Genomic DNA, 12,605 nt, shown 5'->3' with positions numbered 1-12,605 from the left:
AAAAACCTCTTTGTATTTTAAATTCTGGGTAGTCGAGATGGATGTATGTCGCGCAAACGCGGAAAAAATATATCTCCAACCTTAATATTTGGTGAGTTGATAAGCCAGTCTATACCAAGATCTGGATCATTCCACAACAAGCCTGCTTCATCCTCGGGATAGTAAAAGTCGGTGCATTTGTACCAAATCTCGTTCCACTCCCCAAGACCAGAAAAGCCATGCGCTACTCCGGGAGGCAGGAAGAGTTGCTGATGCATCTCAGCACTCAATTCGAAGCTTATGTGCCGCCCAAATGTCGGAGAAGCGGGGCGAAGATCAACACCAACATCAAGGATATGGCCCTTAGTCACATATATCAAATGACCAATCGGATGCTCTATTTGATAGTGTATTCCACGCACGACACCCTTTTCTGAACAAGAATGATTATCCTGAACAAAAACGTGATCAATACCAAACTCAGCGTAGCGTTTGGACTGATAAGACTCTAGAAAAAATCCTCGGTTGTCACTGTGGACATCTAATTCGATCAATAAAGCACCAGCAATCGCTGTCGACTGAACCCTCAAGGTATCGCCCCCTCCATATTTTTGAAATCGCAGATCAAATTCTTAAGATTCCTAGCAAGACAGCTAAAATCGAATTCCAAGCAGTAGTGATAATTGCAAAAAAATAAACTGTTCTCTTCGACCGCACTTTTGTTTGGCATTCTAGCTATGATTTTAAAGTCAAATATCTTTACAGCACTAAGATCCATCATAAACAGAAACTGCTCAGGAAGGCTGCCCGCAAAGTGGTCGCAGAAAGATACTAGAGTCCTCAAAAAGGTTAACTGGCGCACTCTCATTGAGTGACTCATGACTCAACACTCAATCTTCGAAACTGATGGAAGCGCCAAGTACTTGCACACATGTCATCCAATGTGCGGGCAGCACGCCATTTTAATAGTTCACTTGCCTTTTTGGGGTCAGAATAGCAGATGGCCACATCACCTGCGCGACGGGGAGCAATTTTGTAGGGCACCTGGCGGCCAGATGCTTTTTCAAACGCCTGAATCATATCTAGCACACTATAACCTTTTCCAGTGCCCAAGTTAACAGCATGCCACCCAGTGTTTCGAGATAGGTAAGTTAATGCGAGAATATGTCCTTCCGCCAAGTCCATAACATGGATAAAGTCCCTCACACCCGTACCATCGGTAGTAGGATAATCATCACCAAACACACTAAGTTCTGGGATCTGTCCAGTAGCCACTTGGGCAAGGTAGGGCATGAGATTATTGGGAATGCCACTAGGGTTCTCACCAATCAAGCCACTTTCATGAGCTCCTACTGGATTGAAATAACGCAGACAGGCGATACGCCAGTCCGCATCTGATGCAGCAATGTCAGCAAGCATTTCTTCAACGTGCAACTTGCTTCGACCGTAAGGGTTAGTAGCAATCGTGGAATGACTTTCGTTCAATGGGAGATAGCGTGGTTCACCGTAAACTGTGGCGCTACTACTGAATACGAGTGTCTTAACCTGAGCAAACTGCATTGCCTGTAGCAAACTGATGGCGCCCTGGACATTATTAGCGTAATAGTCGACTGGCTTTTCAACTGACTCGCCGACCGCCTTCAGTCCTGCGAAGTGGATTACAGCATCGATATTGTGGGAAGTGAGCGTACTTATGAGTAACTTGGTATCGCGTACATCACCCTCCACAAAAGACATATGATGCCCAACTATTAAGCCTAGGCTTTGAAGAATAGTACGGTTACTGTTCGATAGGTTATCGTAAAGCACAACTTGATGGCCAGTTTTGGATAGTGCAACAGCGGAATGACTGCCGATATAACCAGTCCCGCCCGTAATCAAGAGCCTACTCACCAGTCCACCCCGAAAAGTCCTGACTGCCCATCGTAGAGTTAACCTCCAAAAGTGCTGATGCATTGCGATTGGCAATGATCATAACAGCATGGAGCCTGAACTGAGTCCAATTGCCCTCCATGCAGGGGTTGTAAAACCCCACTTCCTTTAGCGCGCGTTCATGAACAATCATTTCATACCCTTGGCCTTGATGCGCTTAATTATGCCCTGAACTTTATGGGCGCAGAAGATATATGATCCTTCCTTCATGACAAAATTATTAAGGCGCACGACCTCGTGCCTCCTTTTGAGGCTTTCATTCGCAATAAAATTTGAGAATGGTGTGGATGGGTTAAGTATTTTGCAGTCTTAATTAGTAAAGGGTTCAATCAAAAAGTTACTTGACACAATTTCATCAGAATCATAAGTTAAGTTTAATCCCCATAAGTGTGTTATGTTTTCATTTCATGAAATCATAAGCATCGTAAAGTGGCAATAGCATCTTCAATTGGGTAATGATGATTTCCGATAAAGAGTCCATTTTTATCAACATGCTCAGCGTTAATTAGCCGGTCAAATACCTCAGAGTTAAAGTACTTCACCACCTCATTTTTGGCAAAGTTACCAGCAACAATAGGTCTACATTCAAACCCTAAATTATTTAGCTTTTGCACCAACCCTTTCCTAGTCCACCTTGAGCCATACTTAATTACTAAGCTAAAACCAAACCAACTACTTTGACCAATTTCTGTTTGAATCAATAGCTCTGGGTGGTTAAATAAAGCTTTTTGAAGCAAACAGCCATTCTTACGACGCTCAGCAATTAAATGAGGTAATTTTTTTATTTGTTCAATCCCCAGTGCACCAGACATCTCAAGCGGTCTTACGTTATAGCCTGGAAGAACAAACCTAAAGGATTCCTCGAAGGGATCATCACTTTTGGTTCCGAAAACTAGGTTTTCATTAGGCAGATTTCTAGTCCAGCCATGAGCTCGCAAGGACAAAAGTATATGATAAAGCTCCTCATCATCAGTAACAACGATGCCACCTTCCATTGTGGAAATATGGTGAGAAAAAAACGAACTAAAACTCCCCATGACCCCAAAAGTACCCGCCTTTTTACCATTGAATTCTGCGCCTAAAGATTCGCAATTGTCTTCAATCATAACAATATTGCGACCCTCAATAATATTTTGAATTACTGAAAAATCATTAGGATTACCCAATAAATTGACAACCATTATTACTCGAGTTTTATCAGTAACCGCCAAGCGTAGTTGATCTAAATCATAATTCAAGGTATTAAGATCAATGTCGACAAACTTTATCTTCAGACCATACTGATATAAAGGGTAGTACGTAGTGCTCCACGAAACTGCGGGAACAATCACCTCATCGCCTGGATATAGTTTTAGATAAGAGTTTTTGGTATAGAAAAGTGCTGCCACCATTAGCAAATTTGCTGAAGATCCAGAATTGACCATTACTGCATATTTGCTACCAATGTAACTTGCAAAGTCATACTCAAACTTTGCGACTTTGGGGCCCATCGTAAATCTACCACTTTCAATAACATGTTGCAAAGCTTGGTATTCGGCCTTATCCCAGGTCTCGGTAGCCAATGGATATTTAAAATTCATTGAATGCTCTTTAAATAAAAATTATAGGACTTCGAAATACCATCAGCCAAAGATGTGGTTGCTTGCCATCCCCAAATTTTTTGCCGCTCAATAGAAACCAACTTTTGCTTCATACCAACTGGCCTACTAAGATCATGGGTAAATTCACCATTCCAACCAATTATCCTAGAAACAACCTCGTAGTATTCGTTGATGCTATGGTCGTGCCCAAGACCTACATTCATAAGAGATGGCACTCGATCAAAATCATTAATAGCCTTTAGCACTGCATCAGCCAAATCACCCGCATACATAAATTCACGACGCGCGCCACCATCCCCCCAAATTTCAACAGTTTTTTGTTGATTTAGCTTTGCCAGATGCACCTTATGGATTATTGCTGGAATTAAGTGGGAATGTTTAGGATCAAACTTATCAAAACGTCCATATAAATTACAAGGGATAAATGTTTTATATTGAAATGCTATATTTTCTTTATGTATGTACTCACAAAGACGCGTAGCAAATATTTTAGCTAGGGCATATCCTTCATTAGTAGGCTCAAGCTCACCCCTAAGAATGAGATCCTCAGTCAGAGGATTAGAAGCATTACGTGGATACATGCAGGAGCTTGAAAGATTTAATAATTTCTTAATACCTGCATTGCGGGATGCTAGGATTACATTGCGTCCCAAATCAATATTCTCAACTAAATAATCGACTGGACTGGCCATATTTGCCTGTATACCACCGACTAACCCAGCTGCATGAATTACAAGTTCTGGTGAATAAGTATTAATATATTCTTGAACTTTAGCAAAGTCTCGCAAGTCTAACTCTTTGCTAGTTGGCGCCAAAAAAGAAAATTGCGGCGCCATAGCATGCTCCAGAATGTTGCGACCCACCATTCCACGCCCACCGGTTAATAAAACTATGGGTTTTATACTCATTTTTTACCTTGATGATTAAGGTTTAAGTAAACATAAGGCATGAATTTAGCTCTCCCCTTAAACGGCTAATGAAAAAACTTGCTTACTCGATATGATAAGTTGTTTGCCTGACCAGGTTTTTAAACACCATTTCAAAAGTTATTTTATCTAGAGTAATTTAAGATTCAAACCCAGATTCACTTTTGATTTAAAGGGGTCGCCAAAAAGCGTTATTCATAGGCCAATAGTATATACCCCTAAATGCGAGGGGCTCCGATGAGGAAGGCCACCATGGTCCTGTGACTAACAGCGTAGTTATTAGCATCTATTGGAATGTTCATCGACAGCATGAAAGATAAATTAATTGTTCATTCTTAAAGAATGAGCCTTCTGGCGCCCGATCTAGAGGATCTCTTAAACGCTAACCCAATCTGCATCCATTTCACCATGAGCCACCACCCATATCATTTTTTAGATTAGCGGTCATCTGACGCACAAAGGCGAGCAGCAAACCGAACAATAGCCCATTCAACAAACCAACCAATAAAACTAGGCGGTTTTTAGGAGCAATTGGTGTATCGTTTGCATAGATCGGACTAAGCAAGCGAGTTACTCCAATTTGGTTACTAGATATGATGTTATTGAGGATCGCAATCTCATCTAACAGGGAGCGTATCTCGTCCCTGGTTGCCAGATAGGTTGCCCCCACGGCCGAGCGTGACTTGTCGGCCTTGACCAGCAGATCTTTGACCTTAAGAAGACGCTCTTCATCCCCTGCCAGCCTAGTCTTTGCACTGTCTATGTAAGGCGCTACAATCAGCGCTTGGGTGGATTTTATAAGCTCAAAAATTGCTTGGGCACAGGACTGCGCGTCATGGGGTGAAGCTGCATAGGTCCTGAGTTCGATTAAGTTAGGGAGCCCCTTGGGTGACGTCATTTTGATAGACTTAGCGAGTATTCCGCCCGGGTTGGTATCCCCATCCACCCTACAGGCAACTAGAACTTGCTGAGTAAAGCTAGTGGGCTGCGAGAAGCGAGCGATAACAAAAGGCGGTTCTTCAACATTAGTAGTTGTAAGATTGAGATTATTGTTTCCAACAATAATTTGCGCAACCTGTATTTGGGCAACAGCCTCGTATTGTTTAGGAACAATACCCAAGTAGACAATAGAAAGGGCTAGTCCGATAACGCCAGTGACTACAAGGATTCGACTGGCTCCTTTGAGAAAAAGTAGAATACCAACAAGAGAGATTTCACCTTGCTCAGTATTTTTTTGATGTTCACTATATACGCTCACGAATATTTTCTAGACTCTAGGTTTCAATAGTAAAAGCCTGCTCGTTATGCCTTTCATTTTCGAGCTAATTATAAAAGCAATCAGCATTTCAACCGACATTTTGACGATCAATTACAGCAACACAGCCTCCATAAACTACATTAACGGCGGGGACATATCAGACAATGGTAGCTCGTAATTGGTTACTAATTTCAACTTGATTTCCAGTTCTGAAGGTCAAATGAATACTTGCAAGGCGCTGTTCTAACACTTCCAATTCAATAAATTCCTCATTAGCCTTCAGAATTCTAGGATGAGTAGTAGGTTCTGGGTTTTCCCCTATTAATAGCTCCTCATAGAGCTTTTCCCCTGGTCTAAGACCTGTAATCTCTATTTCGATATCACCCTCGGGATTTTCTTCATTCTTTAACTCTAGACCTGATAACTTAATGACATGGTGGGCTAAATCAGCAATCTTGACGGGTTGACCCATGTCCAAGACAAACACCTCCCCACCTTTTGCCATGGCACCTGCCTGAATCACCAATTGAGCTGCCTCAGGAATGGTCATGAAATAGCGCGTGACCTCTGGATGAGTCAGAGTAATGGGACCCCCATCTTTAATCTGCTTTCTAAAAAGCGGGACTACTGAGCCAGAAGAGTCCAGAACATTTCCAAAGCGGACCATGGAAAAAATAGTCTCACCATTTTTAACTTCTTGAGCCAATGCTTGGAGCACCAGTTCAGCAAGTCGTTTAGTGGCACCCATGACATTGGTAGGTCGAACTGCTTTATCGGTACTTACTAAAACAAAGTGTTGCACACCTTGGTTCATTGCCGCTGTTGCCAGCACTTGCGTTCCAAACACATTATTTTCAATACCTTCCTTAGGATTGCTCTCCACTAAGGGCACATGCTTATATGCCGCTGCATGAAAAATAATATAGGGTTTATAAAGACTCAGAACTTCATCAACGCGCGAAGCATTTTGCACAGAACCCAAAGTAGGAGCCAACTCAACTGTCGAGTTTTCATCTAACTTATTTCTGAGCTCTTGATCGATTAAATATAGGGCGTACTCACTTTGCTCAAACAAGATCAACATCTTCGGTTTTTGCCTGATGATCTGACGACACAACTCACTTCCTATAGAGCCGCCAGCGCCTGTTACCATTACCACTTGACCAGTAATATTTTTTGCAAGTAACTCTGGATTAGGAGCCACCGGATCCCTACCCAGTAGGTCCTCGATATCCAGATCATGAATATCTGATGCAGTGACTTTACCTTTAGCAAGATCGGTTACGCTCGGCAGAGTGCGTACTGCTAGTTTTGATTTAGTAATGAGCTCTAGAATGGCATTACGTCTTTGGCGACTCACTGAAGGCAGAGCCAAGAGCACATCATTGACCCTAAGAGAACTGGCTAAATTACTAAGATCACTAGGCTTATAAATCGTGATGCCATTTAATACATGCCCTTGCAATTCTTTAGCATCATCTAAAAATCCCACTACACGCATTTGATGACTATTGCGTAAAGCGGCTGCTAATTGTCTGCCAGCAGAACCTGCGCCATATATCAACACCCTAGGTACTGCACCCAGTTTTAGCTGATGACGATACGAACTTCCCAACCAATAACTAGCAAATGAACGAGTGAAACCCACACAAAAAAGTAGCAGGATTGGCTGAATAAATCCTAAGGTTCTAGGAACGCCTTGGAAACCCATAGTGACAATCACACTGGCATAAGCAAAGCCATAAATAAGGCACGCCTTTGCTACCGTTAATAAAGCTGGCCAGCCTGAATATCGGAAGATGGCGCGATATAAACCACTGCTAACAAAAATGGGTAACGCTAATACTAAAGAAATTCCAACTGCAATAAGTGGCTCACCCTTTAGCGGAACCACATAACCCATACGCAAGTAATAGGCTAACCAAACAGTAAAAATGCATAGGAAAGCGTCCACACCAAAGACTAAGAGACGCTTAGCCAAGCGAGGCAAACTCAGGATGGGCATTATTAAACTGTTAAGCACTGCAGACTTTCTAAACTACTTATATCAATCAATGAGTTACGCCCTCAGAGCGCAACACTTTCAGAAATGTCAACCAGAGGATTTTGAGGTCAAACCCCAAGGACTGGCGTTGCAAATACTGATAGTCGAAGTCTACCTTAGTTGGCAGGTCCAATTCATCGCGTCCATTCACTTGGGCCCAGCCTGTCAAACCTGGGGTCAAGGCTTCTATACCAAGCTTAGTCCTCATCGCGATGAGATCATCTTGGTTAAAGAGTGCTGGACGAGGGCCCACCAAACTCATGTCCCCTACCAAAATACTCCATAGCTGGGGTAATTCATCTAAGCTAGTCTTGCGAATAAATCCACCCACTGGGGTTAAATGACTGTCTGGATTAGCTAGCAAATGCGTTGCGAGTGCTGGAGTATCTATTTTCATACTCCGAAACTTGGGCATTTCAAAAAGTTGATTATTCTTACCAACACGCTTGGACCAGTAAATTGCAGGTCCACTTGAAGTTAGCCTGACTAATAAATAGGTCAACAAAATCAGCGGCAAAAATAAAATTCCGACCGCTACCGCAACAATTAAATCAAAGATGCGCTTAATCATATTTTGAATATTCTTGATCTATTAGTGAGCGCTTGTTGTGTTTAAAGTATTCCGAATATATTCAATATAGTGATTGACTACCTGAGCATTGCTGAAGTGTTTTTCTACATTCAATCGGGCTTGATTCCCAAGCATTTTTCTAAGCTCCACATCTGACACCAGCCTCTCAATACATGCCTGCAACGCTTGTACATTGGCGCACTCAAACAATAAGCCTGTTTGCCCATCAATGATCGCATCACTAATTCCATAAATTTTAGATCCAATAGCTGGAATACCTGTTGCGGCAGCTTCAATAATGACTACTCCAAAACCCTCTCGATGACTTGGCAAACATAATAAATCGGATGCAGCCAAATACGATTCAGGTTCAGTGGTGTAAGGCACGCGCTTTACCTGAGTCACAAACCTACCAAAATCTAAATTATTTAACTCACCCTCCTCATCGGGACCAACAAGTAATAGCCAAAGATTTGGATGATGATGGACGGCTTGGAAATAAGCTTGCGCCAACTCATAAATACCTTTATCAGCAACTAAGCGGCCCATGAACAAGATCACTATTGCATCTTGGGGAATGCCCAACGAAGAACGTATTTCTACTCTTTTTTCTGGATTGGGGGCAAAGCGCTTTAAATCAACACCCCCGATAGACCCCTTACCTAAGACTTCTATACGATTGGTATTGATTACAACCTCTCGCACCAAAAAATCCTTTTCGGATGCACTTACCGCCAATACCTTAGTAGCAAGGGTTGCAGTAATTTGGTCGCAAGTCTTCAATAACCAACGTCCAAACCCAGAACGATTAGCCCATACCTCACCTTGGAAGATATGAATGCGTTTAGCAATGCCTGCAAAGGCTCCGGCCAGCATACCCAATAGACCCGCCTTAGGCACTACGGTAATTAATAAGTCATATTTATTTTTCTTGAACAAACGAATTAAAGAAAACAAACAAGTTAGATCGGCTAGTGGAGAAATTTTTCTAGCAATCGAGATGTCAATAATCTCAATTGGTAAATCTAATGGTGGAAGATATGAATCATTCTGCAAGTTGAGGACTAAAGTGACATCATATTCTTTTGCTAATTCAATCAAATGTGGCTTCAAAAAGAAATGGATAGTCAGCGGAGTGGCTGCCAACATACATACTTTCTTTTTAGATGAGCTCATGAAATTCTCTTTAAGACACTAAATACTTCTTCGCCAAGCACGTCTGAGATATTTAAGATAAGACCAAGGAAGTGCTGCAATTAATATCCATACTGAAATTTTCTTCTGTTGATATAAAAAAATCCAAGAACGTAATTCGCGCTTCTCATGCTTCCATAGCTGCCCGCTATACCCACCAGCACTAAATTCTGGTCTAAAACTTACTGCCATCACTCGATTCAATACATATGCAGACGCACCCGATAAAACAATCTCAAGCCAAAGTAAATAATCTTCCGTAAATTTACGACACTGAAAACGATACGGAACATCTGCCCTTAACATCACAGTTCGAGTAAAAAATCGATTAGCAATCAACATGTCGAGAAAAGTAATGCTTTTAGCATCAGTCAAATCAGCAGAATGTCCAAAACAAACTTTATTGAAATCATCTTGTGAAACCTCTTTAGTCAAATGACCTACCACCACCGCATCAGGATGATGCTCGATCCAATCCCATTGGGTTTTCAATTTGTCGGCACACCACGCATCATCAGCATCCAAAAATGCCAACCAAGGCTGACTAGCCAGCGACCATGCTCGGTTACGAGCCTCACCAGGTCCACCATTTTTATCTAAAACATCAACAATGATATTGGCAAGTGGAAATTGCTTTTGTAAAGATAATAATTTTTCATAAGTTCCGTCATGACTAGCATCATCTACCAAGATAATTTCAGCCGGAGAAACAGTTTGATCCAATATCGAATTCAGAGCACGTTCTATGGTGCCCTTAGATTTATAACAAGGAATCACAACAGAGACGGGTATCTGTTTTGTACTCATATTCAGGCAAGCCCTGAATTGAATAAACACTTGGCTTGATCGACTAGGTTATTCATCACTGTTGTAAATTTCTTTTGTACCGTCGCAAGGCGATAGCGATCATCCTCAAAAGGTTCTTGACGCCCTTGTTCAGCAGCAGATTTTATGGAGATAGCCATCTTTTCAACGTCTGTGGGATCAAAATAATGAGGATAGTCGCCGGCTACCTCATGAAAAACTGCCAAATTAGAGCAAGCTAATGGTGTGCCGCATGCCATTGCTTCTAAACACACCCTACCAAAGCCTTCACACAACGAGGGGTAGACGATGCAATCTACAGAAGAATATGCTATACGCAGCTCAGAAAGTGACAGGTAACCTAAAAACTTAATCTTGCCAGAGCTAATTTCCCCCTCAGAAAACAGATGCTGCCAGCGAAAATCTAACTTTCCAGTAATACATAGTGATATTAAATATCCTTGTTGCCACAGCACTCTGAAAGCTGAAATCAGTCTTTCAACATTTTTGCGGTACTCAATACCTCCAGCATACAAAGCTATCTTGGCACCATTTATTTGATGAAGCTGTCGCCACCCACCAATACTCGAAGAAGAAGGTTCAGAATTTAAAAACTCTTCCTCCAGTGCATTCGGGACTACCGAAATTACATCTTCTTTTAAAGCAAATTGATTAATCAATCGCTGCTTAGTGGATTCAGAAACAGTCAATATATGATGAGCACGTGCAATATTTAATCGCATCATCCATAAATAATATTGTCGAATAAAGAATGGATAACTTTGGGGCACATCAATAAAACAAAGATCATGAACGGTAATCACAGCAAAAATTAAATTACTCCTCTTTGGAATACGTAAGTCGTGGTAAGGAGAGAATAAAAACTGTGGATGGATTTGTTTAAGCGCTTTAGGGAATAACCAGTTGTCATAAAACGGATGACGCAGATTTCTAGGCAAACCGATTGGCCATGGAATCGCCACAATTTCCTCAACTGGAATATCAATCTTTTTCAAATCAGGTGAAGCAGGAAAAACACTGATCACTTGGCTTGACACATTTAGACTTTGAATCCAATTCATTATTAGAGGCCGAATCCAGTGGGCTATACCGCCGTTATATAAGGCTAGATTTTTGAGATCCACTAAGATCTTCATTCTTCAGCCGATTGATTCTGATTAAGATAGCTTAAGTACAAGCACCAAGTTAGGATAATGCCAAGCGGTTCCCAACGAATCGACTCTACCAGACCACGCACCAAGTAAAGACCAACAAAGGAACAGAGAGTGGCAAGAGCGGCGCCAGCAATTTCAGGACTACTCCTACGTGCCAATGTAAATAGGATTTTTACAATCAAAAAACAAGCTACACAGTAAGCAATAACTGCAAACACGCCACCTATAAAGGCGACATCTAGCACTTGATTGTGCGGTCCACCCCAATTAATGCCCGGCCATCTCTCGTGTTGAGTTAAAAAAATAGCATATGCTTGATCCCACACCGCTCGACCAAAGCCATGGCCAATCCAAAAGTCATGTCGAATAAAATCAAGAACAGGCAACCATGCATCATTCATTCTGTCCCCAACAAATAGACCCTTTTCCAAAGAAATGCTTATAGCCTTAGGAGCAAGTTGTAGTGCACCCCAAAATCCAATACCTAACATCATCAATAGGAGTGCAGCACCAAAGAAAAAAGAGCGTTTATTAGAGTAAAGGCAGACAAAAATTAAAATTTGAGAAATAACAACTACCATAGAGCCTCTAGAACCGCCGGTAGCTAGCAATAAAATTAAAATCATCGTAATTAAAAAAAACCAACCCAACTTTTTCAAATCTCTGTTATTTGAAAAAAATCTCATAAGTAGCCATGGCATAAAAAACAAATACCCATCACTAAACCAACGATGAGTGTATGGGTGTCCGAATGTTCCCTGCTGGTAAAGCTCACGACCGTAGTGAAAAATATCAGTAAACCCCAAAAAAATTACTGAGGCCGCACATGCTAAATTCAAAAACTCGATACTTTCAATCTTTTTTGGGAAGACTATAAAGGCCAAGATGCCTAAAGTAATGGGGCCAATATAAATGGTTAATAAGTCATACAACCCTTTAGTACCTGATGGTTGCGCAAGGGTTGCGATGAAAAAGCAAAGGCTAACTACACCAAGCGAAAGCATCAGGCTTTTAATAGTAGGTGAAGAAAATAAATCGACGATATGAATAGCATTTGGAGAAAGTTCTTTGTACTTTTTCCACAAAATATAGCCAGCAAACCCAATGAGCAACCAAGGAAT

At 41.5% G+C, this 12,605-nt stretch carries 12 protein-coding genes; all 12 read right to left on the bottom strand.

The annotated features are described in order from the left end of the window. Nucleotides 1-17: 17 nt before the first annotated feature. On the bottom strand, nucleotides 18-569 hold the full coding sequence (gene rfbC / locus FD973_RS01730) for a dTDP-4-dehydrorhamnose 3,5-epimerase (RefSeq protein WP_215323936.1): 552 nt from the start codon (nucleotides 567-569) through the stop codon (nucleotides 18-20). Between the two features lie 286 nt (nucleotides 570-855). Next, a complete protein-coding gene (gene galE, locus FD973_RS01725) occupies nucleotides 856-1,872 on the bottom strand; it encodes a UDP-glucose 4-epimerase GalE (protein ID WP_251368802.1) in 1,017 nt (338 codons plus the stop codon). After that, the gene (locus FD973_RS01720) at nucleotides 1,865-2,044 is read right to left on the bottom strand and encodes a hypothetical protein (protein ID WP_215324808.1); all 180 of its coding nucleotides are present in this window, start codon (nucleotides 2,042-2,044) and stop codon (nucleotides 1,865-1,867) included. Before FD973_RS01720 ends, galE begins: the two co-directional genes overlap by 8 nt. A 280-nt stretch (nucleotides 2,045-2,324) precedes the next feature. Beyond that, nucleotides 2,325-3,491, bottom strand: coding sequence for a DegT/DnrJ/EryC1/StrS aminotransferase family protein (locus FD973_RS01715; protein WP_215323934.1), 1,167 nt, complete (start codon nucleotides 3,489-3,491; stop codon nucleotides 2,325-2,327). Then, on the bottom strand, nucleotides 3,488-4,420 hold the full coding sequence (locus FD973_RS01710; RefSeq protein WP_215323933.1) for a GDP-L-fucose synthase: 933 nt from the start codon (nucleotides 4,418-4,420) through the stop codon (nucleotides 3,488-3,490). Before FD973_RS01710 ends, FD973_RS01715 begins: the two co-directional genes overlap by 4 nt. A 421-nt stretch (nucleotides 4,421-4,841) precedes the next feature. Further along, nucleotides 4,842-5,696: a Wzz/FepE/Etk N-terminal domain-containing protein gene (locus FD973_RS01705; RefSeq protein ID WP_215323932.1), complete on the bottom strand. Its 855-nt coding sequence runs from the start codon at nucleotides 5,694-5,696 to the stop codon at nucleotides 4,842-4,844. A gap of 157 nt (nucleotides 5,697-5,853) precedes the next feature. After that, nucleotides 5,854-7,701: a nucleoside-diphosphate sugar epimerase/dehydratase gene (locus FD973_RS01700; RefSeq protein ID WP_215323931.1), complete on the bottom strand. Its 1,848-nt coding sequence runs from the start codon at nucleotides 7,699-7,701 to the stop codon at nucleotides 5,854-5,856. Between the two features lie 46 nt (nucleotides 7,702-7,747). After that, nucleotides 7,748-8,308, bottom strand: coding sequence for a sugar transferase (locus tag FD973_RS01695; protein ID WP_215324663.1), 561 nt, complete (start codon nucleotides 8,306-8,308; stop codon nucleotides 7,748-7,750). A 24-nt stretch (nucleotides 8,309-8,332) separates the two neighbouring features. Beyond that, entirely contained in the window at nucleotides 8,333-9,487 is a 1,155-nt protein-coding gene (locus tag FD973_RS01690; protein WP_215323930.1) for a glycosyltransferase family 4 protein, read from the bottom strand. Between the two features lie 18 nt (nucleotides 9,488-9,505). Beyond that, nucleotides 9,506-10,312: a glycosyltransferase family 2 protein gene (locus FD973_RS01685; protein ID WP_215323929.1), complete on the bottom strand. Its 807-nt coding sequence runs from the start codon at nucleotides 10,310-10,312 to the stop codon at nucleotides 9,506-9,508. 2 nt (nucleotides 10,313-10,314) lie between these two features. Then, on the bottom strand, nucleotides 10,315-11,466 hold the full coding sequence (locus FD973_RS01680; protein ID WP_215323928.1) for a glycosyltransferase family 1 protein: 1,152 nt from the start codon (nucleotides 11,464-11,466) through the stop codon (nucleotides 10,315-10,317). Next, on the bottom strand, nucleotides 11,463-12,569 hold the full coding sequence (locus FD973_RS01675; protein WP_215323927.1) for an O-antigen ligase family protein: 1,107 nt from the start codon (nucleotides 12,567-12,569) through the stop codon (nucleotides 11,463-11,465). The genes FD973_RS01680 and FD973_RS01675 overlap by 4 nt, the downstream gene beginning before the upstream one ends. Nucleotides 12,570-12,605 lie beyond the last annotated feature (36 nt).

It is taken from the genome of Polynucleobacter sp. MWH-Braz-FAM2G, assembly GCF_018687635.1.
Taxonomy (GTDB): Bacteria; Pseudomonadota; Gammaproteobacteria; order Burkholderiales; family Burkholderiaceae; genus Polynucleobacter.
Note: the sequence above shows the minus strand (reverse complement) of the source record. Positions and strands in the feature narration are given on the sequence as shown.